Below are 26,097 nucleotides of genomic sequence, written 5' to 3' on the forward strand. Positions count from 1 at the left end.
CTTAGCTATTATTTATAACTTCTTTGTGCGACCTTAATGTTTTCAAATTTCAGCTCTTCTTTATGCAGCTCAAATTTCACGCCTTCCTTATATTCCCATGCAGCTACGTAAGCGTAGTTTTCATCATCACGCATTGCTTCGCCTTCTTCAGTCTGATATTCTTCTCTAAAGTGACCTCCACAAGATTCGTTTCTGTTTAGCGCATCTATACACATCAGCTCTCCTAATTCAATAAAGTCGGCCACACGACCTGCTTTCTCCAACTCGGGGTTAAACTCATTCGCTTCTCCTGGCACACGAACATCGCTCCAGAACTCTTTACGCAATTGCTGAATTTCTGCGATCGCTTCAGTTAAACCTTTAGCATTACGTGCCATTCCGCATTTTTCCCACATGATCTTTCCTAATTTCTTGTGGAAATGATCAACAGATTTTGTTCCTTTAATCGCAAAGAATTTGTCGATAATTCCTCTTGCACTAGCTTCAGCCTCTACAAATGCCGGATGATCCTGAGGAATTGGTTTTGTAGCCAACTCTTTAGATAAATAAGCACCAATAGTGTAAGGAATTACAAAGTAACCATCGGCTAAACCTTGCATCAATGCAGAAGCACCTAAACGGTTCGCCCCGTGATCGGAGAAGTTTGCCTCACCTAAAGCATATAAGCCTGGCACAGTAGTCATTAAGTTATAATCTACCCACAAACCACCCATGGTATAGTGAACCGCAGGATAAATACGCATTGGCAATTCATAAGGATCTTCTCCAGTGATCTGCGCATACATATCAAACAGGTTACCATATTTTTCCTTAATCACCTCACGGCCTAATCGCATACAGGTTTCTTTATCGGGATTATGAATATTTTGTACGTTAGCCTCAATGCGGCCATAACGCTCAGTATTGGCTTTAAAATCAAGATAAACCGCAAGTTTAGAGTTACCCACACCATAACCTGCATCACAACGCTCTTTAGCAGCACGCGATGCCACGTCACGTGGAACAAGGTTACCGAAAGCAGGATATCTGCGCTCTAAGTAATAATCTCTTTCATCCTCAGGAATTTCTGAAGCTTTGCGTGTATCATCTTTCTTTTTAGGAACCCAGATACGCCCATCGTTACGTAACGACTCCGACATCAGGGTTAATTTAGATTGGTGGTCACCAGAAACCGGGATACAAGTAGGGTGAATTTGCGTATAGCAAGGATTACCAAAGAAAGCTCCTTTTTTATGCGCTTTCCATGCTGCCGTTACGTTACTACCCATTGCATTTGTAGAAAGGTAGAATACGTTTCCGTAACCACCACTGCAAAGCAATACAGCATGTCCTGAATGACGTTCGAGCTCGCCTGTTAGTAAGTTACGGGCAATAATACCACGTGCTTTACCATCAACCGTTACAACTTCAAGCATTTCGTGACGGGTAAACATTTCCACTTTACCCATACCTACCTGGCGTTCTAAAGCACTATAAGCTCCTAAAAGCAATTGCTGACCGGTTTGACCCGCAGCATAAAATGTACGTTGAACTTGTGTACCCCCGAACGAACGGTTGTCTAACAAACCACCGTACTCTCTCGCTAAAGGCACACCCTGCGCCACACACTGATCTATAATATTTGCACTAACTTCAGCTAAACGGTGTACATTAGCCTCACGTGCACGGTAATCACCACCTTTTATGGTATCATAAAACAAACGATAAGTACTATCACCATCATTCTGATAATTCTTTGCTGCATTGATACCACCTTGAGCCGCAATAGAGTGAGCTCTTCTCGGTGAATCCTGGAAGCAAAAACATTTAACCTTATAACCCATTTCAGCTAGGGTAGCTGCTGCTGAAGCACCTGCCAACCCCGAACCTACTACGATAATTTCTATGCTTCTTTTATTGGCCGGATTAACCAATGGCATAGAAGAACGTAATTTAGTCCATTTCTCTGTTAACTCTCCTTCAGGTATATGAGCATTTAATTCTGCCATGTTGTTTAAACTTTAAGATCTAAAATTATTTAATAAGCCCCAGGTACATTGCAATTGGCATAGAAGCGAACAGCAAAGAAATGATGATTGAATACCATACTCCCAGTGATTTGATAATTGGTGTATACTTCTTATGGTTCCATCCTAAAGTCTGGAATGCAGAAGAAAAACCATGCAATAAGTGGTAAGCCAGTGAAACCATTGCCAATACATAAAGTAAAACCAATAAAGGATCTTTAAAGGTTTCAACCATTACAGCAAATAAGTCATGATTACCATTCGCATCTATCGTAGGAATACCAGTAAAACGAGACATCACCCAAAACTTGTTGATGTGAACAATTAAGAAGATCAATAACAAAGTACCTAGTAAACCCATTGAACGAGAATACCATTTACTGTTTGCCGAGCCATTGTTAACTGCGTATTTAACCGGGCGTGCTGCCTGGTTTTGAAACACCAACCGGAAGCCCTGGATAATATGCGCAAGCAAGCCTGCGAATAAAACGATTTCCATAGCTCTGATTAACCAGTTAGTACCCATAAAATGTGCACCCATGTTAAACGTTAACCCGCCATCATTTACAAAAATCAAGGCATTGATAAAACAATGCACTAAAAGAAATGAAATGAGAAACAGGCCCGTAATGCCCATTATTAATTTTTTTCCAATTGATGAGGAAAAAGCCTTTCCGAAACTTGCCATTAGATTGTTTTTATATTTCTGATTATGTGCAAAAGTATTTAATAAAAGAATTAATTTGTTAATTCCAAGCAACAATACGCTATTTAGAAACATTCTAATATTACAATTGGATGATAAAAGTAATTTTTCATGAATTCTACCTAAAAAAGAAACGGGGTACCTGATTATTCAGATACCCCGTTTTTATATTTTAGTATTCTACTTAGAAAGAATAAGTAAAGTTACCTTGTGCTGTTACCCCCGAAATGGTTGTCATACCGTTTCTTGATTGTGGCAAAGCTTGTTCTACATCTTTAGCACTATTTACCGGCCTTCCATTAACTGCAGTAACCAATAAGCCTTTAGGAATCTCTAACGAATCGAAGATTTTACCTTGCTCTACTGCAGTCACTACAACACCACTCTTAGCACCAAATTTACTTTTAAGCTGTGCTGAGGCAGGGGCAAATGAAGCACCTAGATTTTCTATGCTCGCACTACCAGATGCCTTTGCAACTGCATTTGACTGTGTAGTACTGCTTTCCCCTTTTAAAGTTACTCTTGTATCTTTCAACTGTCCGTTCCTTGAATAAGTCAATTCTACTTTATCGCCAGGACTTAACCGGCCAATTTTTTCCTGAAGATCAGGAGAATCATAAATAACTGCTCCATCTACTTTTTTAATGATATCACCTTTTTGGATACCTGCCGCAGCAGCACCACTCCCAGGAAGTACTTCATTTACATACAAACCAGAGATATCTTTAACATTCAATTTCTCTGCAGCATCTGCATCCAATGCAGAAAACGTTACCCCAATATAACCACGTTTAACCGCACCATATTTTCTAAAGTCATCAAGAATTTTTTTAGCCAGGTTTACCGGAATAGCAAATCCATAGCCTACGTTTGTTCCAGTTTGAGAAGCAATCGCTGCATTAATGCCTATCAACTCACCGTTAGCATTTACCAATGCACCACCACTGTTTCCAGGGTTAATTGCTGCATCTGTTTGAATATATGATTCAATACTATTGTTTACAGGAGCTTTTCCTGTTCTTTGGTACTCTTCATACTCTTCCTCTGTGGGTTGTTGATTTCTGGCCAGAATTCCAATATTACGGGCTTTAGCACTTACAATACCAGCAGTTACGGTAGTTTGTAAATCCAAAGGGAAACCTACTGCTAATACCCACTCACCAATCTGAACATTATCAGAATTACCCATTTTCACAACAGGCAGATCAGTTGCTTCAACTTTAATTAATGCTAAATCCGTGTTTGGATCTTTACCAATTACTTTTGCGCTAACTTTCCGTCTGTCAGATAATATGACTTCGATTTTATCTGCATTATCTACAACATGGTTATTAGTTACAATATAACCGTCTGGTGTTAAAATTACACCTGAACCAGATGCTGCTCTTGGTGCACGAGGCATTTTACGACCACCACGACCAAAGAATTCTTCAAACATATCCATTGGAGATGATGAACGTCCTTGCCCCGAATCCGAACCTGTATATGATGTTTTAATGTGGACAACAGCTGGCGAAACTGCCGCAGCTGCTTCTACAAAATCAACAGCACCTGCTGATGATATTTTTGGGTTACTAGCGAACAATACCTTTTGTTGATCCGCAAATGACAGCATTCCGTCATTTTTTTGCTCTAACAACTTGTAGCCACCAATTGCAGCTGCACCACCTATAAATGCAACCAACGCGATTAATCCTATCTTTTTCATTTATATATTAGTTTAAATTTAACCTATTAAGAAAACTTAAATATTTTTCTTTCATTGATCTATTCAAATTTAATACCATATCACCGATATTTGCATCTGTAAACAGTCATGATTACTGTTAAAAAATGTTAAATAGGCAGTAAATAATAAAGATGGACATTCATTTCTATAAATATCAGGGAGCAGGAAACGATTTTATACTTATTGATCACAGGATGAGTCCTTTAAAAGACATTGATTATGATCGCGTAAAACTACTGTGTGACAGGCGATTTGGCATTGGCGCAGATGGGTTAATGTTTTTAACTACTCATAAACAGTATGATTTCGAGATGCATTACTTTAATGCTGATGGCCGACCAGGCAGTATGTGTGGAAATGGAGGCCGATGCATCGTTGCTTTTGCCAGACATCTTGGAGCTATTGGACTGGAAACAAACTTTTTGGCAGTCGACGGACCTCATTATGCCAAAATTTCAGAATCAGGAAATTGGGTAGACCTTCAAATGATAGATGTTAACATCATCAACAAAGATGGAGACTCATATGTATTAAACACAGGCTCCCCACATTATGTAACGCTAAAGGAAGACCTGGAAAATTATGACGTTTACAATAACGGCAAAGCCATCCGCAATAACGATACCTATAAAAAAGAAGGTATCAATGTAAATTTTGTGGAAGACAAAGGCGATCATCTATTTGTACGCACCTTTGAGCGTGGTGTAGAAGATGAAACTTACGCTTGCGGAACGGGAGTTACAGCAGTAGCATTATCAATGGCACAACATCAAGGCAAAACCGGGCATATCGAAACCCCTGTTAAGGTTCTGGGAGGCAACTTAAACATAACATTTGATTATGATGGCCAACAGTTTACTCATGTTTTTTTAGGGGGACCAGCAGAAAAGGTATTTGAAGGGGAGGTAAGTTTTTAACTCCCTTTCAGTTTAATCTCTTTCAGCCAAATGTGCTGCTACACCAATCTTGATCTCACCAAAAGAATAATCCCTACCCAGTCGTTCCCTGATCGGGTTCATCTGCAATGTTTTTAATTCTTTAATCGCATCCAGAATTTTATCTAACTTTTTCGAGCCAATAATATCCTTTGCTGAAATTTCTTGTAAAGCAACATAATGTGCCAGATGGCCTTCTATAGTACCAACAACCATTTTACGTTCCTCAGCAATCTCAGCGATAGTCTTTCCTTCCTTCAAAAGAATTAACGATAACTCTTTAGTATCAGCCTTTGGCACGGCTTCTTTTTTAACTGCCTTTGATTTCGTAGCACCTGATTTTGTAGCTTTCCCTTTTTTCTCTGTAAAATCCAGTTTTCCAGGCATCGCAAATACCTTTTGCATTTGAGCAGCTCTTTCCGACTGACTTAACAGACCATTCACGTCATCCTTTGTAAACTCTTTACCGTTAATGGTTGCACTCAACAACCCAGTCGCTTTACGAACCTTCTTTACCTGCTCATAGAATAAAGCCTCCATCTCCAGTAATTCGGTTAAATAAGCGACAACCTGCTTATCCTGCTTTACTAATTCCATACGCTCAAAAATCCTTGTAGAAAAATCAGAAAGCAAAGGATTAAAGTAATTTTCCGCAGCAGTAGTCCTCTCTAGTAGCGTTTGCAAACCTGCTTCAGATTTATCTTCATATAATCTCCTGATCTGGGCCAGAAACTTATTGGCATTTCCCTTCAGTTCACTCAATTCTTTTAACAATTGTGCCGCCCACTTTACATGCTTCTGTTTGGCCGACTTATTTATGTCTTTAGTATAAGAATGTACATGTTCATAAACATAATTATCAAGCGGAGTTAAATCGAAACATTGTAAGAGGTACGATCTCAAAAAGTTTTCACTCTCTTCCTGGATTCTGCTCTCCAACGTAGTAACCTCTTGTTTATTCTTAGAGAAAAAAGTCACATTCTGATCCTGTCTGATTCCGGAACCTGAAATAAGAGACGTTAATATCAAGCCATCTAAAGACCTCAATCTGGACAAGGCAACATAGATTTGCCCAGGAGCAAAAGCATTCCCAATGTCTATAATAGCCTTATCAAAAGTTAAACCCTGACTTTTATGCACGGTAATTGCCCAGGCCAACTTCAAGGGGTATTGCGTGAAAGTACCAATCAGTTCTTCCTTTATTTCTCCAGAAACTTTATCAGTGGTATACCGTATGTTTTCCCACTTATACTTTTCCATTACAATTTTTTCATTATTACCCTCTGTCTGCACTTCGATCATATCAGGTTTAAGTGCTATAACAGTTGCTATCTTGCCATTAAAAAATCTTTGTTCACCAGTAGGATCATTTTTTATAAACATCACCTGTGCACCAACTTTCAGTTCCAGAATATGTTCCGCGGGGTATGAGTACTCACTAAATTCATTCTCTACCTTTGCCACATATAAATATGAAGGATCCTTTAATTCCTCTAATCTTTCTTTATTTAAAGCATCAGCTTTGTTGTTGTGAGTCGTTAATGTGATGTATTTATCATTCAGAGAAGGCTTAAAATCAGCCTGATAATACTTTTCAAGCAAGGCGACATCTTGTTGCGTTACCTCATTATTTCTTAAATTATTCAGCAGGTTAATAAACACATTATCAGCCTGTCTGTATATTTTTTCCAATTCTATGTATATAGGTGGTTCATGATATAAAGCATGGGCATCAAAAAAATATGCGCTTTTATAAAACTGTCCCAGTAAAGTCCATTCATTAGATTTTACTACCGGGGGCAATTGATGCAAATCCCCAATAAACAACACCTGCACCCCTCCAAAACTAGCTGTATTGTTCCTTCTGATGTAACGCAGCACCATATCTATTGCATCAAGTAAATCAGCACGAAGCATACTCACTTCATCAATAATCAACAGCTCCATATCCATTAATACCTTACGCTTTGCAGCAGTCATATTTAAATGACGAACTATTGATTTCGGGGTATTGTATTGCTGATTGTAATGATCTCCATCCGCAGCAGGCTGCTTTGGCAAATAAGCCCCAAAAGGCAGCTGAAACAAGGAATGTATTGTTACGCCATTTGCGTTAATTGCTGCAATACCGGTAGGCGCAGCAATAACAGCCTTTTTATGTGTCAGACCAATTAACCTTCTAAGAAAAGTTGTTTTACCGGTCCCTGCCTTCCCCGTAAGAAAAATATGTTTTGATGTATAATTTACAAATCTGGCCGCAAGATCAGCAGGATTAACAATTTCTGAATTCAGCATACTGCAAATCTAGGAAGAACTTACTACTTTATCCTCACTAATAGGTAACCATTATAATTAAACCAACGATCTAACTCTTCCTTTTTATCTGCATTTATAGTAGTATTCAGTGTTGTAACAACTAATTTCACTTCCATATTACCAACCTTATGGACAATAGAAAGCAACTCTGTTGGCAAATAAAATTTCCCTCCAGAACCTTTTAATTTACCCGCCTTAAGCAGATTCGTCGCCTCTATTGACATTTTTAATATGTCAAAATCAACAACAGTATCACCGACAATAACCTTTGTACTTTTACTCTGTTTATCTCTCTCAACACGCAATTCAACATTGCCAATTTTCTGAGAAAATTTATCGTTATAAGATTCAATAGGAATTAAATAATCGTAGCCTTTAATGTCTGTCAATGTTCCTGTTTCAGGCTCAAATTGCTTATAATCAAAACTAGCAGCATACTCTGTGCGTTTTACTTTTAGTAATGAATATGCAGTATCTATCTTATTCCTTTTAATAGCATAACGGTATTGAGCAGTATCTTTTAGCTCCATTTCATGCTCTAATTCCCTTAAATTTACCTTTGTGAAAGGTTGTAGCACAGTTAATCCGTGCCTATCTACCAAGTAATCAATAACTGCGCTACGTTGTTTAACATCCTCTTCTTCATTAGATTTCATCAGCATATTTAACCGCTTCACCTGTGAAAACTTAGACACTGAAAAGGCACTTTGAGGACCATATGTGGATAATATTGCAAGAATACTCAGACTTACAGGAATGATTTTAATGCTTTGTTTTTTGCTAAACAGAAAGTATATTGTGATTAGTGTAAGCCATATTGCAAGAATTACAAGAATGTACCTTGACTCCGTAATTCCATAGCTACCAACTCTTTTCCAAACTGCAAGCAGGAGCAACACCACCAAGGGAATCATCATCACATAGAAAAACCTGGAGAAAAGTTTTATCCACCCATTTCCTTCTTTGTCCTTAATAGGCTGAATGAGTAATAAAGAAAGAATGCCAAAAACAGCATAACCCAATATCAAAGTTGACACCAACCCTTTGGGAAGCTCCCAATTGACGATGATTTTAGCTTCATATACCAGCAAAATAACCAGGTAAATAGTCATAAGTGGGATTAACACATACTGCGTAAATATTTTCAATCCTTTAGGATAACTATCATCCTTATCAAGCTCTTCGAAATCTGAAGGAATTCCTGCAAGAAAAAAAATCGTCATAAAGCCTGCTGTAACAACAGCAAAAAGGCGCATGTAAACTTCCCATTTAATATTGACGTTAAAGAGCCCATCAATAGCTACCAACGCAATCGCAAGTCCGGCAAAAAGTACCCCGGCATATAATGCTGAAGTAAGAATCCTTAAAAACAAGGTTTTATTATATTGCCAAAAGCCATTTGCACTGCCTTTATTAATGAAAGGTGAATATGCAACCAGTAGATGAAAGGCAAATGCCAAGAGAGCAATTCGATATACATCAGCCAGGTAAAATGCAGGCTTTAACATAAAATGCAGACTGACACAGATAAGCAGGCCTATAAGACGCAACACCCATTGCTTCGCTACGCTAAATTTATTTGATTCAGCATATAAATCAACAGTCAACAAAACTGTTAATGCCAGGTTACATGTACATAAGAATAGAATCAATTCTTCTTCAGTTCGCTTTGAGGTATCTACCACAAGACACCATGCAATTGTAGCGGCAATGGCCACCAAGACTTGCAGTGGAAATCGAAAAACTACTTTAAGAAAGCTTGACCATAAAGTACTGATAGAGGGAAATTTGATTTTCATAGGGGGTAAAGTAAGTTAATTTACCAACAACTTATAACCTTTACCATGTACATTTAAAATCTCAACTTTTGGATCATCTCTTAAATATTTTCTTAATTTACTTAGAAAAACATCCATACTACGTCCATTGAAATAATTATCATCATGCCAGATGCTTAACAAAGCTTCCTCCCTGGTAAGAACCGCATTCTTTTTAAGACAGAGTAAACGCAAAAGTTCAGCTTCTTTGGTAGACAACTTTTGCTGCAATCCATTATAATGTATCAATTGGGTGGTATAATCAAAAGTATAATCCCCTATTTGAAACTGATTTTGCTCAGGCTCCTGATTAACAGACTCTTTTACAGCAACACGCTTTAACAGGGCATTTATCCGTAGCAGCAATTCTTCAATTCTAAACGGCTTAGTGATATAATCATCGCCGCCAAGATCATAAGCTGAAGCCTTATCTTCTATCATAGCTTTTGCTGTGGCAAAGATTATGGGAATCTCCTGATTAATCTTTCTAATCTCTTTTCCTAAGGTAAATCCATCTTTCTTAGGCATCATTACATCCAGAATACATAGATCAAAACTTTGTCTGCTAAATGCTTTCAATCCTTCTTCTCCATCGGTGCATAACACTACTTCAAATTTACCCTTCAATTGAAGGTAATCCTGCAAAAGCAATCCAAGGTTTGGATCATCTTCGACCAATAGAATTTTTTTCATCAGTTATGGTTTAGTGGTAAACTTATTTCAAACGTGGTCCCTTTATCTCTCTCACTATGCACTTTTATTGTTCCATTCATCTGCTCTACAATATCCTGTACATAATTTAAACCCAGACCAAAGCCTTTAACATCATGGAGATTTCCTGTTGGGACCCGATAAAACTGATCAAATATACGTTTTGAATGCTCCTTGGTCATTCCAATTCCCTTATCGGCAATCTCTATGATCAAAGTCCTTTCAGTACTTCTGGTTTCAATTGTAATATCAGGGTTTTCTGCACTATACTTATTGGCATTATCAATTAGGTTATAAAAAACATTAGATAAATGCAGCTCATCTCCATACACAAACGGATGAACAGCATTTAGGTTCAAGCTTACTTTTGCATCTTTCTTTTGTAACTGTAAGCTCATACTATCTACAACAGCAGCAATTAAGTCATGAATATTTACATCTTTATGTTCCAGTTTCAATTCCTTTTTTTCTAAGCTTGCAATACTCAAAACACGTTCTATATGATTTCCCAGACGTACATTTTCATCATATATAATCCCTGCAAGCCGGCTGATTCTATTCTTATCTTCAGCAATTTCAGGATCTTTTAAAGCCTCACTGGCAATCATAATAGTTGCTACAGGTGTTTTAAACTCATGTGTCATGTTATTAATGAAATCATTCTTCATTTCAGAGATCTTCTTTTGCTTAAGTATTGCATATATAGTATAAGCGAAAATAAAAATCAACACAAGCAACAAAGCCGCTGATGAGGCCATGGTGGCCCACATATTACTTAAAATTAATGAGTTTTTATTCGGGAAGTATAAGTAAAGCATCCCAGGATCACGGAAAATCTCATTGCTAAACAAAGTTGTACGGTAAGTATTCTGAGGCAATAACTCTTCGGATTGGTTTGATGCCCTATGATAAAGTACTGAATCCTTATTAGCCAATTTTAACCAAAAATCGTAGGTCGAATTTACATTCTGATTCTGTAATTCCTTTTTAATCAATGTATCCAACGATGCTCTGGATACCCTCTGATTAATTGGGACATATACTTGCCGCATTTCTTTGGCTATATCCTCGAGATAATTCAGATCTTTCCCTTCTAAGGCAAGAGTATCCTTCATCAATTCATTAAGGCCAACCTTATATTTCTGCTCTGCAATCTGATCTTCCATTTTAAATTTCAATGCAGTTTCCGGTGCAATACGCTCAATAGAAACAGTCATCGGATTTAGTGTCCTAGGATTTACAGCCAGATACCTGATACTATCGGGAATCCGCCCTGGTGTCATAGAAAATGTCGCCGTCTTTCTAGATATGACCGTCTGATTTACATTTCCACTTACATTTCCAAAAGCATCAACACCAAAATCAACCTGAACCTGTAACGATGAACTCCCTTTACTTTCAGGATTAGATATTTCCTGATAAACCTCCTCACTGATTAACTCGGGCTTTAGAAAGGTACGCCTCACTATACTATCACGCATGTTCAGGTCAGCAACAATTCTTCTCTGCTGATCTAATTTACGTTTAGCCTCCTGTTCTTTATACTTCTCTTTAAAATCAACGATCTGTTGTGCTTTACCTCTAAAGTCCTGTTCTCTCTCTTTCCTGATCTCATAATCCTTTTTTGTGATATGCACAGCCGCATAGCGTTTTTGCACTTTACTTGCCACTGCATTCAAAGCTTGCTTTACATCCTGTTCAAAAAGCTGAGATTTTAGATAATAGGCCTCCCTGATGTAATACAATTGCATTACAAACACCCCTAGCAAGGCTACAGTCATCAGTCCGGTAATTAACCAAAGGCTTCTTTTCTTCATTATAGAATACTCAAAAATAAAGAAGCATTCACACAAAGCTTCCTTATTTAACAAAATTTAACACGGAGATGAAGCAAAATCACTATATTTATTAGACCTATTAGTGATAATAATCAACCGTTTAACTAAAAAATCATGAAAATATTTTTGATCTGCATACTGACACTGAGCACAGCTTTTAATAACTTAAAAGCACAAACAACCGAATTATTAAATGGTGCCTGGGAATTTAATGAAGGCGAAAAACTTCATCATCTTTTCTTCCAGGATGGTTTCTACTTTCATACAGTTCAACAAGGAAATCAATTTATAGGGACTGATGGCGGTCATTTCGAGGTAAAGGGCAATGCTATTGTTACAAAAGCATTATTCGACAGCATTGATTCAACCGGAGTTGATAACATCAAAGAAATACCATTTTCTGTTACTGCGACACAGCTTTCTCTTTCTGTACCTCAAGGAGAGGCTAACTTTCAAAGGGTAGATAATGGAAAAGCTGAACTGGCAGGCATCTGGCGCATTACTGGTCGTAGGCAGGACGGAAAGATAACAGCCATACATCAAACCGGGACAAGGCAAACTTACAAATTGTTAACTGGAACCAAATTCCAATGGGTAGCAATAGATCCCGCAAAAAAACAATTTTCGGGAACAGGAGGTGGTAGCTACACTTTTAAAGACGGTAAATACACAGAGAACATTCAGTTCTTTTCCAGAGACAATAGTCGCGTGGGTGCTTCTCTGATTTTTGATGGAAAGTTGGAAAATGGCGATTGGCACCATAGTGGTTTAAGCAGTAAAGGAGCAAAAATCTACGAAATTTGGAGTAGGGTTGGCAAAGCTAATTGAGCTCCTCAATAAATACCTAATTTAATAAAGCATCAATAGTATAATATAGCTATATAAATCAACTGTGTAAAAGCAGGTCCTGAATAGCCTTTTAAATGACTCCAGGTCATACAAAGTCATACAATACTCATAGGAGACTCATTAGAGACTCATAAAGGCAATAGACCATGACTAAAAACAACACTGATAATCAGTTGTTTAATCAAAAAAAATGCCGGAAGATATTTCCGGCATAATCTGTAAATTGTTTACTTTAAAAAAGCTCTTAAAAAGGAAGATCATCTTCCTCACCTGGTGCACTATTTAAATCTGCTGGTGGTGCATATGCTGGAGTAGATGCTGCGGCTGCGCCTGGTGTTAACGCATTAATACGCCATACTACTAAACTGTTAAAATAAGATGTTTTTCCGGTTTTATCTGTCCACGGACGACCACGTAAGTTGAATGAAACCTCTACATCATCGCCTTGTTTTAAGCTATCAAATAAAGCTGTTTTATCTTGTAAAGCCTCAAACCTGATGTATTCAGGATAAGTAGGGTTTTCTGCATATTCTATAATCAGGTCTCTTTTCTTGAAAGTCTCGCTCACCTGCTGTAATGCACCGATTTCATGCACTTTTCCTTTTAATTCCATAACAAATACTCTTTTATTCTACTACGAAGTTCAAATCTCTATATTTTTATTGATAACTTCGCACAATAAATTATGCAAGTTTTCCACACAAAAAATAAGGTTATTATAACCTGCAACAAGCGCCTATCTTCTTATCTGATAAAAGAGGTAGAAGACCTTGGCTATGAAATCGTAAGGGATTTTTCAACGGGCTTGGAACTGAACATCACCTTAACAGAATGCATTAAGCTAAATCTGAACTTAAGGTGTGCCAGTCAGATATTATATTGCCTGAAAAGCTTTAAAGCAAATAATCCAGATGAACTATACAGGGAAATGGTAGAAATGCCATGGGAAGAACTGATTGATTTTTCTGGTTATTTCTCAGTAACATCAAATGTGGATAATCCAACCATTACAACTCCATTATTTGCTAATTTAAAGGTAAAGGATGCTATTGTTGACAGAATCAAGGAAAAGAAAGGTATTCGCCCTAATTCCGGCTCCGATGCGAACAAAGCAGTAGTTCACTTATACTGGAAGGATAGTGAAGCAGATATATTTATTGATACTTCTGGCGAAACGCTGGCCAAACATGGTTACCGTAAAATCCCTGGAAAGGCACCAATGTTGGAGGCTTTGGCTGCATCAGTAGTATTAAGCACTAAATGGGATCAGAAATCACCATTTGTGAATCCAATGTGCGGTTCTGGAACACTGGCTATAGAAGCTGCTTTAATTGCTACGAACCGTCGCCCAGGCTTATTCCGCATGAATTATGGTTTTATGCACATTATGGGCTATGATGAACAGGTATTTTTCGCTGAACGCAGAATCCTAAAAGATCAAGTTATTAAAAACGTAGACTTGCAAATCCTCGCAACAGATTTATCTGAAGATGCGGTAGAGGTAAGCAGAAGAAATGCAAAAACAGCCGGAGTAGATACGTTAATTACTTTTGAAGTATGCGATTTTGCCGATACACAAGTTCCAGACACCGGAAATGGTGTTGTAGTATTTAACCCTGAATACGGAGAACGTTTAGGTGTGCATTCTAAACTGGAAGCTACCTATAAACGTATGGGCGACTTCATGAAGCAACATTGTAAAGGTTATTTCGGATACATCTTTACTGGAAATCCTGATCTGGCTAAAAAAATCGGATTAAAAGCGGCACGTAAAATCGAATTTTATAATGGTAAACTGGATTGCCGTATGTTAGAATACGAATTGTATGATGGCAGCAGAAGACCGGAAGATGAAAGACCTGTTAAACATACCGAATAAGAACTAATTCCGATGAATCAAATCATTGACCGCACTATACAATTTGTTAAAGAAACCTTAGCGGGTGCTGAAGCAGGCCACGACTGGTTCCATATAGAACGTGTTTATAAAAACGCAATTGCAATTAATAAAATTGAACAAGCAGACGATCTGGTAGTCGCACTCGCAGCATTATTGCATGATATTGCAGACGCGAAATTTAATAACGGAGATGAAGAAATAGGACCCAGATTAGCTGTTGAATTTTTAAGCACGCTTGATGTCACGCCTCAAGTCATAGAACATGTACAACAAATCATTAGAAACCTAAGCTACAAAAGTAGTTTAGGTATAATTACATTTCAATCAAAAGAAATGGATGTGGTTCAGGATGCTGATAGATTAGATGCAATTGGTGCAATTGGTATCGCTAGAGCCTTTACTTACGGAGGGTATAAAAACAGGGTGCTTTATGATCCTGAAATAAAACCGCAGTTAAACATGACTAAGGAAGAATATAAAAATTCAACCTCGCCCACAATCAATCATTTCTATGAAAAATTGTTGCTACTTAAAGATCTGATGAAGACTGATGAAGGTAGAAAAATAGCACAACAGCGCCATGATTTTATGCTTACCTACCTGGAGCAATTTTATCAAGAGGTTTAATCCCCAGTTTTTATTAAACTAAATTAATTAGTATATTTTACTACATTTGTTAGTAAAATATACTGATATGTCTGAACGGATTAGAGAGAAACTAAACATCCTGGCCGATGCGGCCAAATATGATGTCTCTTGTTCATCTAGTGGAGGAACGAGAAAAAATGACAACAAAGGACTTGGTAATAGTCATGCCTCTGGAATCTGTCATACTTATACAGAAGATGGACGATGCGTTTCTTTATTGAAGATCTTACTAACTAATCATTGCATTTACGACTGTGCTTTTTGTGTATCAAGAAAGAGCAATGATATAGAACGTGCTGCCTTTACAGTAGAAGAAGTTGTTTCGTTAACTATAAATTTTTACAGAAGGAATTTTATTGAAGGGCTTTTTCTTAGCTCCGGAATCTTTAAAAATGCAGACTTTACCATGGAACGTCTGCTGAAAGTAGTTAAAAAGCTGAGACTCGAAGAACGTTTCAATGGATATATTCATTTAAAAACCATCCCTGGCGCTAGTGAGGATTTGCTTAGAGAGGCAGGCTTATATGCAGACAGAATGAGTATTAACCTTGAGATGCCTACAGAAAGCGGATTAAAACTCCTTGCGCCCGAAAAGAGTCATGAGGATGTGAAACGTCCATTAGCACTTATTCAAAATCAAATTATACAATTCAAGGATGAGAAAAAACTAATCAAAAGCACACCAAAGTTTGTACCTGCGGGACAAAGTACACAAATGGTTATAGGTGCCACACCTGAAACTGATAAAGATATTATGCAAATGGCAGATGTATTTTATAAGAATTTCTCACTGAAAAGAGTCTATTACTCCGGGTATATTCCTATAAGTAATGATAACCGCCTACCTATGATTGGTAGTCAACCTCCCCTCGTTCGTGAAAACCGACTTTATCAAACCGATTGGCTAATGCGATTTTATGGTTTCCATGTCAATGAACTATTAAATGATGCGAACCCGCAATTAGATGCAGACATAGACCCAAAGCTTAGCTGGGCACTTAGAAACTTACAGTTCTTCCCTGTTGATATCAATATTGCTGCCTATAAAATGATCCTGAGAATTCCAGGTATCGGTGTAGAGTCAGCTAAGAAGATAATACAGGCGAGAAAGTTCGGAAAACTAAGGATTGATCAGCTCAAGAAAATCGGGGTAGCTTACAATAGAGCAAAACACTTTATCAGGTGTTCAGATACTCCGTATCAACTTAAAGACTATCAAGGTACTCAGATCAAATCATTCATATTAGCAGAAAGCCAGAGCAAATATCTAAAAAACGATACTCAACAATTGAACTTGTTTTAAAGAAAAATGATTTACTTAATCGATGGAAGTCTAGAAAGTCTTCTTTGTGCTGTATTTGAATGGTTTGAACGAAAACCAGGACAAATCTCAATTCAATTAGAAAAGCATCATCAACCAGATGTCTTCAGACCAGTACTAAAAATATACAACGACAGTAACAAGGCAGATAGAGTATGGAAAGGACTTCAAAAGAAATTAGATAAAAATTGGATGAGGCGTTTTTACTGTACATTTCTTTCAGAGTCTACAGAAGCCTATCAACACTTATTTGAATTTTGCTGTTATATTTTCTTTAATCCTAATGGAGCAACCTTCAATTATGGAAACCCTTTCGTACTTTCCCTCTCCCAAATTTCCAGAAAAGTAGAAAGGGAAAAGCATAGAATGGAAGCTTTTATAAGGTTTCAGCATGCCGAAGATGGTATTTTTTACTGTGGTATAGAGCCGGATTTTAATGTATTACCTCTAATCATGAACCATTTTAGAGACCGGTATGCAGATCAAAAATGGCTAATTTATGACCTTAACAGACATTACGGCTTATATTACGACCTTAATAGAGTGGAAGAAATAAGCCTTAACCATGATGAAGAAAAAAGACTTCAAGTCCCAGCAGCAAGTATTCTGGCTGACAATGAAAAACTGTATGCGACATTATGGAAAGACTATTTCAAAAGTACTAATATTGCCGCGCGAAAAAACACAAAACTACATGTACAGCATGTGCCAAAAAGATATTGGAAATATCTTACTGAAAAGATGGGTTTATAAAAATTTTATCTTGTAAATTGCTCCTCAGGCAAGCATATGCTCCTGCCTTAAATTTATAGGAATGAAATTAAGTGTTTTAGTATTAATTGCTGCGTTCGCAGTGGGTCTCTCTATCGGTCTGGTTAATTATTATTTCCAGCAAAGCTGGTATTATATGCTAGTCTCTTTTGCAGTTACTTTCATTACCAGTTTCATTGTATTTTATTATTTACTTGAGAAGTATATTTACTCGAAAATCGTCTTGATCTATAAAATGATCCATAATTTAAAACTGGGTAAAGACCTTAAAGATGCCTTAGGCGAATACGTAAGTTCTGATCCAATTAATGATGTTGAACAGGAAGTAAAAGAATGGGCAGGCGCAAAGAAAAGAGAGATTGAAGAGCTAAAAAAACAGGAAAAATTCAGAAGAGAATTTCTTTCAAACGTTTCACATGAATTTAAAACACCTCTGTTTGCCATTCAAGGATATATAGAAACTATTCAGGATTGTTTGAATGAAGACCCGGAAATGGCTGCCAAATTCCTGGACAAAGCCGATAAGAATGTAGAACGATTAAGCTACCTTATTAATGATCTCGACTCCATATCAAAGTTAGAAACCGGTGAGGTACCTATTAACTATGAGCGTTTTGATTTTGTACCACTGGCTAGGGAAGTGATGGAAGGTCTTGAAGACACCGCAAACAAAAAACACATCACCCTATCATTTAAAGATAAGTACACACATCCTGCATTTGTAAGAGCAGATCGCGAAAAAATCAGACAGGTTTTGATCAATCTGATTCATAATTCATTAAAATATGGGAAGGAAAGCGGGTCGACCGCCATAAAAATCTTCGAATTACATGATCAGTATCTGATAGAAGTAACAGATGATGGTATCGGAATTGATGAAAAGCACCTCGCACGTTTGTTTGAACGTTTTTATCGAATAGATTCACATAGATCAAGACAAGAAGGCGGAACAGGGCTCGGTCTGGCCATTGTAAAGCACATTCTAGAGGCTCATGAGCAAATTATATCAGTAAGAAGTACCTTACAAATCGGTACTACTTTTGCCTTTACCCTTGAAAAGATTGGCTAACAGTCTGATGTATTTGTAAAAATAACTTAACACTTAACACTAAGTTAACATTACACTCATACTTTTGTATCATATTTTAAATCAATATGAACAGCATTTTTAAGTTCTTCACACCGAAAGACAAAAAATTCCAGCCCTTATTTGAGCAAGCTGGAAGCAACGCTTTAAAGATTTCTCAGGCCTTATTGCTTGCGTTAAGTGCAACAGACCTGGAAAAAAGAAAAGAACACATTAAAGAAATAGAACGTCTGGAACATGTTGGCGACGACATTACCCATTCTATTTTCCTTGAACTTAGCAAGAACTTCATCACCCCTTTCGACAGGGAAGATATCCATGCGTTAGCTAGTGCAGTTGATGATATTGCAGATTATATCCATGCATCAGCCAGCAACATAGAACTTTACAATGTAACTAACATCGGCGACGCAATGATTAAACTTGCTGAGTTATTGGTAGAGATGTGTACGGATCTTGAGAAAGCTATTAAAGAATTAAGAAGCTTCAAAAACATCCGCGTTATTGCAGATGCATGCGTACGTATCAACAGTGGAGAAAATCAGGCAGATTATGTTTGTAACCTTGCCATTGCACGTTTGTTCGAATTTGAAACAAACGCCATTGAACTGATTAAACAAAAGGAAGTGCTCCAAACCTTAGAAACGGCTACAGACAAATGTGAAGATGCGGCGAATGTGCTGGAATCTATTTTGGTAAAGAATGCTTAAACCTTTAAAAAAATGGTAACTACTTTATTGGTCGTTGTAATCTTCCTGGCCATTGCCTTCGATTACATAAACGGCTTTCATGACGCTGCAAACTCTATTGCAACCATTGTATCTACAAAGGTACTCTCGCCATTTCAGGCGGTATTGTGGGCTGCAGTATTCAACTTCGCAGCATATTTTTATTTTACAGATCACAAAGTTGCCAATACCATTGCTAAAACTGTAGTAGAAAACTTTATTACACTTGAAGTGATCCTTTCAGGTCTCCTTGCAGCTATTGCCTGGAACTTATTTACCTGGTGGTTTGGTATTCCTTCCAGTTCTTCGCACACGCTAATAGGCGGCTTTGCGGGAGCAGGGATGGCAAAAGCGTTTTCTATGGGCGCGGATGTGATGTCGGCCATTAACTTTGCGCCAATTCTAAAAGTTGTGGCATTTATTGTACTTGCACCCGTAATTGGTATGATCATATCAGTAATCATATCCATTATAATTTTACATATTTCAAAAAATGCCCGGCCATCAGTGGCAGAGAAATGGTTTAAACGCCTTCAGTTAATTTCATCTGCTGCATTAAGTTTTACACATGGTGGTAATGACGCTCAAAAAGTTATGGGTATCATTTATGTTGCCATGGTTGCGGGTAATGTATTGAATTCCGGTGATGCAATGCCTGAATGGATTCCTATTTCCTGTTATGCGGCCATTGCGTTAGGAACGATGAGCGGAGGATGGAAAATTGTGAAAACAATGGGATCAAAAATTACTAAAGTAAACGCCTTTGAAGGTGTTGCAGCTGAGACTGCTGGTGCTGTAACTTTAGGTATCACAGAACACTTTGGTATCCCGGTTTCTACAACCCATACGATTACAGGCTCTATTGTTGGTGTTGGTTTGTTAAAAAGGGTTTCAGCAGTGCGCTGGGGAGTAACAGTAAGTTTGCTTTGGGCATGGGTATTAACAATCCCAGTTTCAGCAACACTTGCAGCAATCCTATTCAGTGTGATTCACCTTTTCTTTTAAGAATTTAAAATCATATAACACAAAATGCCAGTTTCATAATCATGAAACTGGCATTTTTGTTAGAAGTCTATTTTAAAGGTCATCTTGCCATTTTCCTTTGCAGGTTGCTCCCACTTAGGCCCATTTAAAAGTAATCTTATTGCTTCCTGTACATATTTTTGATCGGCAACTTTCAACACTTTTATATCTTCCGGTGATCCGTCTTTTCCTATTTTAAATTCTAGCTGAACAGTTTGGCCTATTAGACCTTCATTTTTAAAAGCATTATTCTTGTCAATGTAAGTCCATAATTTATCCCATCCGCCAATGGGGTTCGACACCAGGACAGCTTTGTTAACCCTACTAGCCGATCCTCTGATCATCACACCGGCAACCCGCCCTGAAAGCGCGGCATTAACTCTGGAACTATCTGTAATACTCACTTTCTTTTGCGCACCATACCCTACAACTGCCACCTCATTCAAAGTTGAAGAATCTATATTTCTTGTTTGTATTTGTAATGGTGCCGCTGCAACAGACAATGACTCAACAAAATGCTTGGGTTTGACTGGATGAACAGAAACAACAGTTTCGTTTAACTGATCTGCAGCCGCAGGAGGCAAGCTTGCCTTTGGTTTTACTCTTGCAGCATAACTGTTCGTTTTTGCCGCTTTAACAGCTTTATCAATTTCCTTTTCTCTTATTTCATCAACAGATTCACTAGCTATAACTGGTGCAGACTGAACAGCAGGAGGCACAACTTCTGGTGTAACGGGAGCAATAGTCACATCAACCTTTTTAGCCCTGCCAGCCAACTCTTTCTGATAGTTATTTTCTTTCAACCAGAACATCACACTAACTGCTACAAACATAACCGCAGCAGCAGCAGCAATACTTAAGCGCTGCCAGGTAATTACGGAAGTCTTCTTAAAATTCTTATGTTCAGCAACCCTTTCATGCAATTGCTTCTGAAGTAAAGAAATAGACTGCAAAGAACGTTTAGGCGATGTACTTAAACCCGCTAATGCTTCTGCCACAAAAGGATCTTCTAAAGCCTCACGCTCCACCCTATTCATGGTCTTAGCATCAAGTTTACCATCAAGGTAATCCTCTAAAACATCTATATCTAACCAATCTTTATTCACCGTTATTCTTTTCTATACAAATTTTAAGATTTCTTTTCCCGTTCTGAATATAACTCTTCACTTTCAACAACTCATACCCTGTGATATCTGCAACTTCTTTATAGCATTTCTCCTGCAAATAAAACAGATCAACACTCACACGCTGCTCTTCAGTAAGTGTTTCCATACACTTTTCCATAACGGTTAGCTTCTTCTCTTTTGTATCATCAATATCAAGATGCACAAAATCTGTGTTTTCCACAAAAGTATCATCTATTGAAACCGTAGTATTTTTAGATTGTTTGCGCAATGCCATTAAACAGTGGTTACGGGTAAGCACATGTAGCCAGCTTTTAAAATTCTGAACTTCATGAACCCTTAGCTTCAGCACAAGCTCTTCAAATATCTGCATTACAGCATCCTTACTTTGCTCTTCATCTTTCAGATAATTTAAGCAAACCCCAAAAACAAGATGCATATACCGATTATAAAGAGTACCCAACATCTCCAGATTGCCACTATTTTTATAGTGTGCAATTAAAGTAGCATCATCTTGCTCCTGTTTAGCTGTATTATTTTTTATAAACTTCAATGGGTATTTAAGGCATAATCTGTTCAAGTATAAAAATATTTTCTGACACTGGTATGGAAATTCTTTAAAGCTAACATCATAATCAAAACAAAATGAAATGAAAAGATTATTGCTACCTCTAGTTCTACTGATATTTATGGGCTTCCAGGAAAGTCACGCTTCAGTGAAAGTAATTACCGGGACAGTTATTGACAAAATGTCCAGACAACCTATACCGGGAGTACAAGTCAGTACAATGAACAACAAAAAATATGTTGTAACCAATAAGGATGGCAAATATAAGATAACCATAGAAAATGAAAGCAGCCAACTTAAGTTTACTTATATCGGTTACAAAACTCAGACTATAAAAATCGGCAACTCATTAATCATAAATATCGAGCTCGAAGCCACAAACCTTAGGCTTAAAGAAATGGTCATTAAAAGTCAGGAACCACAATATGAGATGCAAAAAGCAGATCCCGCCCAAAGATCTGCTCAAAACATAGTTATTAGGGGAATGTCTTCCGTGCATAAGGGTATTTATATCCAACAAAACACTGAAAGCTATGCAACAGTTAAAGAAAACGGCTTCCAAAACCCCTTCAAAAATCCATTATCAACTTTTTCCATTGATGTTGATGCAGCATCCTATAGTAATGTACGTCGCTTTATAAACAATGGCTCATTACCACCTAAAGATGCGGTAAGGGTAGAAGAGATGATCAATTATTTTGATTATGAATATCCACAACCCAAAGGAAATGCACCTGTAAACATCATAACAGAAATTTCAACAGCACCATGGAACACAAAGCATAAACTAGTACAAATCGGCTTGCAGGGCAAGAAAATTGCGACAGACAATCTTCCCGCCTCTAACCTTGTATTTCTAATTGATGTTTCCGGCTCTATGAATGTGCCAAACAAACTGCCTTTATTAGTTTCTTCTTTTAAACTTTTGGCCGATCAGCTTCGCGCTAAAGATAAAGTAGCTATAGTTGTTTATGCTGGTAGATCTGGATTAGTCCTTCCAGCTACGGCAGGCTCCGATAAATCAAAAATTAAAGAAGCCTTGAATGCCTTAAGTGCAGGTGGTTCAACAGCAGGTGGTGCTGGTATTGAACTTGCATATAAAGTGGCTGGACAAAACTTTATTAAAGGAGGAAACAACAGAGTCATTCTTGCTACAGATGGCGATTTTAATGTAGGAGCTTCAAGCGATAAAGACATGCAAACTTTGATTGAGGAAAAACGTAAAACAGGTATCTATTTAACCGTACTTGGTTACGGCATGGGCAATATAAAAGATAGCAAAATGGAAACACTGGCCAACAAAGGCAATGGAAATTATGCCTATATCGATAACATAAGTGAAGCCCGAAAAGTGTTAATCAACGAATTTGGCGGCACCTTGTTTACGATTGCAAAAGATGTCAAGTTACAGGTTGAATTTAATCCTGAAAAAGTACAGGCTTACCGTTTAGTTGGCTATGAAAATAGATTATTGGAAGACCGTGATTTTAATGACGACACAAAAGACGCTGGAGAAATGGGCTCTGGCCATACAGTAACTGCTTTATATGAAATAATCCCAACAGGTGTTAAAAGTAGTTTCGCTGGTGCTATTGATGATTTAAAATATCAGGAAAACAAAAAAACCAAAACCAATGGCAATAGCAGGGAGATGTTAACTGTAAAACTAAGGTATAAAGATCCCAATGGCCATACCAGCAAAATGATACAAGAAAATGTTGTTGATCATTCCTCTCCTCTTATAAACACCAGTAACAACTTTCGCTTTGCTACTAGTGTTGCAGAATTTGGAATGTTAATCAGGCAGTCAGATTTTAAACAAAATGCTTCATTTGAACGTGTGATACAAACTGCTTCCGGAGCAATGGGGGCGGACAGAGAAGGTTACCGTTCTGAATTTATTAAACTGGTTAAATCTGCCAGATTAATGGCCGGAGATTTGCTATCTTCGATCGAAAAATAACCAACAGACAACAATGAAACACATTAAACTTGTTTACACTACCTTTCTGGCCTGCTTCCTGGCAATTAATTTACCGGCACAAGCTCAATTGAAAATTGGAGATATCTTTAAAAAAGCAACAGGCAGCGCAGGATCAACAACCGGAAGCCCAAGTACATTAGAAATTGCTTCCGGTATTAAACAAGCACTTGAAATAGGCACATCACGTGGGGCAGATTTGCTTTCAGCAAAAGATGGATTTATGGGAAATATGGCTGTAAAAATCCTATTTCCTCCGGAGGCGCAAAAGGTAGAAAAGACACTTCGTAGCATTGGCATGGGCAAACTTGCCGACAATGTAATTTTGAGTCTGAACCGTGCAGCTGAAGATGCAGCAAAAGAAGCAAAGCCTATTTTTGTATCTGCAATTAAACAAATGACTATTACTGATGCAACCAACATATTATTAGGTAAACAAGATGCTGCAACCAATTATTTTAAAAGAGTAACTACAGCACAGCTGATGGAAAAGTTTAAACCAGTAATCAATACTAGTTTAGCAAAAGTTGGAGCAACGAAGTATTGGGGGGATGCAACTGGACAGTACAACAAACTTCCATTGGTAAAACCTCTAAATACAGATTTGTCAGATTACGTAGCACAAAAGGCTATTGACGGTATGTTTATACAGGTTGCACAAGAAGAACTTAAAATCCGAGATCAACTCGGAGCAAGGTCTACTCCTCTCTTACAAAAGGTGTTTGGTTACGCAGATAAGAATAAGTAAAATAAATAGTTTACTTTTATAGGGTAAATACTAACAACATAAAAGTATATTGGATTTTAAAGATTTTAATTTTAACCCTGAACTACTAGAAGGGTTATTAGCAATGGGGTTCCGTAATGCAACTCCAATCCAGCAACAGGCAATTCCACTTATCTCAGCTAAGAAAGATTTAATTGCCTGTGCACAAACAGGAACTGGAAAAACAGGTGCTTACCTTCTCCCAATCATGAATATGATTGCAGGGACAGAAGAACGTCATAACAATACATTGATATTAGCACCAACGAGAGAGCTTGCGCAGCAGATAGACCTGCAGGTGGAAGCGCTCTCTTATTTCACAAATATAAGCTCACTCACTGTTTACGGTGGTGGTGATGGAATTGCTTATGAACAGCAAAAAAGATCAATGCGTGAGGGTGTAGATATTATTATCGCCACACCGGGCCGTTTGATATCTCATCTTTCATCGGGCGTTTTAAAGCTTGATCAATTGCAGCACCTGGTACTTGACGAGGCAGACAGAATGCTGGACATGGGCTTTTATGATGATATTGTGAAAATTGTAAGTTATCTTCCAAAAGTAAGGCAAACGGTAATGTTCTCCGCAACCATGCCTCCAAAAATCAGAAAGCTTGCAGCAAGCTTATTGCACCACCCAGAACAAATCAGCCTTGCTATTTCAAAACCTGCAGAGGGAATTTCACAACAGGTGTACATGGTTCATGATGAACAAAAAGTACCATTGCTTACAAGTCTGTTAAAAACAGATGAATATAAAAGTATTATAGTCTTCGCTTCTACCAAGGAAAAAGTTAAAAATCTTGGCAAAGTATTTAGGAAACTAGGTCTTAAAGCCGAATCTTTCCATTCTGATCTCGGTCAAAAAGAAAGAGAAGCTATATTATTGCAGTTTAAAAACAGACAGTTACCCATCATAATTGGGACTGACGTTCTGAGCAGAGGTATTGATGTAGAAGGTATTGATCTGGTTGTTAATTTTGACGTTCCTCATGATGCAGAAGATTATGTTCACCGAATTGGACGTACTGCAAGGGCAGCGACTAAAGGTACTGCTATTACTTTGGTTAACCATAGGGATAAACGCAAACTGGCTCTTATTGAAAAGCTAATTGAGAAACAGGTAGACAGGATGCCGTTACCAGAACATATTGGCGAGGCTCCTGTGGAGAAGCCTGTAGATCCAGATTCATTAAAAGCTGAAAAGAAATCTGGTTCAGCTAGTGGAAAGCCAAAACGTAAATTCTGGAAAAAGAAACCAAAAGCAGAATAA

22 protein-coding genes are annotated in these 26,097 nt (G+C 37.7%); 12 read left to right on the plus strand and 10 right to left on the minus strand.

The features are described 5' to 3' along the window. Positions 1-8: 8 nt before the first annotated feature. The 3 genes from WC623_RS03555 to WC623_RS03565 form a co-directional block, all read right to left on the minus strand. Positions 9-1,988, minus strand: a complete 1,980-nt coding sequence (locus WC623_RS03555) for a fumarate reductase/succinate dehydrogenase flavoprotein subunit (RefSeq protein WP_372848136.1) — start codon at positions 1,986-1,988, stop codon at positions 9-11. A 25-nt stretch (positions 1,989-2,013) separates the two neighbouring features. Beyond that, positions 2,014-2,694: a succinate dehydrogenase cytochrome b subunit gene (locus tag WC623_RS03560; RefSeq protein WP_349783998.1), complete on the minus strand. Its 681-nt coding sequence runs from the start codon at positions 2,692-2,694 to the stop codon at positions 2,014-2,016. A gap of 202 nt (positions 2,695-2,896) precedes the next feature. Continuing rightward, positions 2,897-4,420, minus strand: coding sequence for a Do family serine endopeptidase (locus tag WC623_RS03565; protein ID WP_372848137.1), 1,524 nt, complete (start codon positions 4,418-4,420; stop codon positions 2,897-2,899). Positions 4,421-4,572: 152 nt separating this feature from the next. Here WC623_RS03565 and dapF point away from each other — a divergent pair, with 152 nt between their 5' ends. After that, the gene (dapF, locus tag WC623_RS03570; protein WP_372848138.1) at positions 4,573-5,358 is read left to right on the plus strand and encodes a diaminopimelate epimerase; all 786 of its coding nucleotides are present in this window, start codon (positions 4,573-4,575) and stop codon (positions 5,356-5,358) included. A gap of 12 nt (positions 5,359-5,370) precedes the next feature. Here dapF and WC623_RS03575 read toward each other — a convergent pair whose 3' ends face one another. Genes WC623_RS03575 through WC623_RS03590 form a run of 4 tightly spaced genes read right to left on the minus strand, consistent with a single transcriptional unit; the run spans position 5,371 to position 12,037 of the window. Beyond that, on the minus strand, positions 5,371-7,671 hold the full coding sequence (locus WC623_RS03575) for a helix-turn-helix domain-containing protein (protein ID WP_372848139.1): 2,301 nt from the start codon (positions 7,669-7,671) through the stop codon (positions 5,371-5,373). A gap of 23 nt (positions 7,672-7,694) precedes the next feature. After that, the gene (locus WC623_RS03580; RefSeq protein ID WP_372848140.1) at positions 7,695-9,491 is read right to left on the minus strand and encodes a DUF4153 domain-containing protein; all 1,797 of its coding nucleotides are present in this window, start codon (positions 9,489-9,491) and stop codon (positions 7,695-7,697) included. Positions 9,492-9,506: 15 nt separating this feature from the next. Continuing rightward, positions 9,507-10,202 (minus strand): response regulator transcription factor, encoded by a 696-nt coding sequence (locus tag WC623_RS03585; RefSeq protein ID WP_372848141.1) that lies wholly within the window; start codon positions 10,200-10,202, stop codon positions 9,507-9,509. Then, positions 10,202-12,037, minus strand: coding sequence for a sensor histidine kinase (locus WC623_RS03590; RefSeq protein ID WP_372848142.1), 1,836 nt, complete (start codon positions 12,035-12,037; stop codon positions 10,202-10,204). The genes WC623_RS03585 and WC623_RS03590 overlap by 1 nt, the downstream gene beginning before the upstream one ends. Positions 12,038-12,172: 135 nt before the next feature. Between WC623_RS03590 and WC623_RS03595 the strand changes: the two genes are divergently transcribed. Next, positions 12,173-12,886 (plus strand): hypothetical protein, encoded by a 714-nt coding sequence (locus WC623_RS03595; RefSeq protein WP_372848143.1) that lies wholly within the window; start codon positions 12,173-12,175, stop codon positions 12,884-12,886. A 265-nt stretch (positions 12,887-13,151) separates the two neighbouring features. Here the strand turns inward: WC623_RS03595 and WC623_RS03600 are convergent, their stop codons facing one another. Further along, positions 13,152-13,520, minus strand: coding sequence for a DUF3127 domain-containing protein (locus WC623_RS03600; RefSeq protein ID WP_349783990.1), 369 nt, complete (start codon positions 13,518-13,520; stop codon positions 13,152-13,154). 72 nt (positions 13,521-13,592) lie between these two features. On the opposite strand from WC623_RS03600, the gene WC623_RS03605 reads away from it, so the two are divergent. From WC623_RS03605 to WC623_RS03635, 7 genes are all read left to right on the plus strand, one after another. After that, positions 13,593-14,786 carry a class I SAM-dependent RNA methyltransferase gene (locus tag WC623_RS03605; protein WP_372848144.1) on the plus strand — a complete coding sequence of 398 codons (1,194 nt, stop codon included), beginning with the start codon at positions 13,593-13,595 and terminating at the stop codon, positions 14,784-14,786. Positions 14,787-14,798: 12 nt separating this feature from the next. Beyond that, positions 14,799-15,434 (plus strand): HD domain-containing protein, encoded by a 636-nt coding sequence (locus tag WC623_RS03610; RefSeq protein WP_372848145.1) that lies wholly within the window; start codon positions 14,799-14,801, stop codon positions 15,432-15,434. Between the two features lie 67 nt (positions 15,435-15,501). Further along, positions 15,502-16,758 carry a putative DNA modification/repair radical SAM protein gene (locus WC623_RS03615; RefSeq protein WP_372848146.1) on the plus strand — a complete coding sequence of 419 codons (1,257 nt, stop codon included), beginning with the start codon at positions 15,502-15,504 and terminating at the stop codon, positions 16,756-16,758. Between the two features lie 6 nt (positions 16,759-16,764). Then, the gene (locus tag WC623_RS03620; protein WP_372848147.1) at positions 16,765-17,529 is read left to right on the plus strand and encodes a TIGR03915 family putative DNA repair protein; all 765 of its coding nucleotides are present in this window, start codon (positions 16,765-16,767) and stop codon (positions 17,527-17,529) included. Between the two features lie 61 nt (positions 17,530-17,590). After that, on the plus strand, positions 17,591-18,616 hold the full coding sequence (locus WC623_RS03625; protein WP_372848148.1) for a sensor histidine kinase: 1,026 nt from the start codon (positions 17,591-17,593) through the stop codon (positions 18,614-18,616). 86 nt (positions 18,617-18,702) lie between these two features. Continuing rightward, positions 18,703-19,344 carry a DUF47 domain-containing protein gene (locus tag WC623_RS03630; protein WP_372848149.1) on the plus strand — a complete coding sequence of 214 codons (642 nt, stop codon included), beginning with the start codon at positions 18,703-18,705 and terminating at the stop codon, positions 19,342-19,344. 12 nt (positions 19,345-19,356) lie between these two features. Next, on the plus strand, positions 19,357-20,367 hold the full coding sequence (locus WC623_RS03635) for an anion permease (protein WP_372848150.1): 1,011 nt from the start codon (positions 19,357-19,359) through the stop codon (positions 20,365-20,367). Positions 20,368-20,426: 59 nt separating this feature from the next. Here WC623_RS03635 and WC623_RS03640 read toward each other — a convergent pair whose 3' ends face one another. Both WC623_RS03640 and WC623_RS03645 read right to left on the minus strand, forming a co-directional pair. After that, positions 20,427-21,491 (minus strand): hypothetical protein, encoded by a 1,065-nt coding sequence (locus WC623_RS03640; protein WP_372848151.1) that lies wholly within the window; start codon positions 21,489-21,491, stop codon positions 20,427-20,429. Beyond that, complete coding sequence (locus WC623_RS03645) at positions 21,484-22,062, minus strand: RNA polymerase sigma factor (protein ID WP_372848152.1); 579 nt, start codon at positions 22,060-22,062, stop codon at positions 21,484-21,486. Before WC623_RS03645 ends, WC623_RS03640 begins: the two co-directional genes overlap by 8 nt. 97 nt (positions 22,063-22,159) lie before the next feature. On the opposite strand from WC623_RS03645, the gene WC623_RS03650 reads away from it, so the two are divergent. From WC623_RS03650 to WC623_RS03660, 3 genes are read left to right on the plus strand one after another with little or no spacing between them, the layout of a single operon-like run. Continuing rightward, a complete protein-coding gene (locus tag WC623_RS03650) occupies positions 22,160-24,040 on the plus strand; it encodes a von Willebrand factor type A domain-containing protein (RefSeq protein ID WP_372848153.1) in 1,881 nt (626 codons plus the stop codon). 13 nt (positions 24,041-24,053) lie between these two features. Next, positions 24,054-24,806: a DUF4197 domain-containing protein gene (locus WC623_RS03655; RefSeq protein WP_372848154.1), complete on the plus strand. Its 753-nt coding sequence runs from the start codon at positions 24,054-24,056 to the stop codon at positions 24,804-24,806. A gap of 49 nt (positions 24,807-24,855) precedes the next feature. Then, positions 24,856-26,097 (plus strand): DEAD/DEAH box helicase, encoded by a 1,242-nt coding sequence (locus tag WC623_RS03660; protein ID WP_372848155.1) that lies wholly within the window; start codon positions 24,856-24,858, stop codon positions 26,095-26,097.

This window comes from Pedobacter sp. (assembly GCF_041645105.1).
GTDB lineage: Bacteria > Bacteroidota > Bacteroidia > Sphingobacteriales > Sphingobacteriaceae > Pedobacter.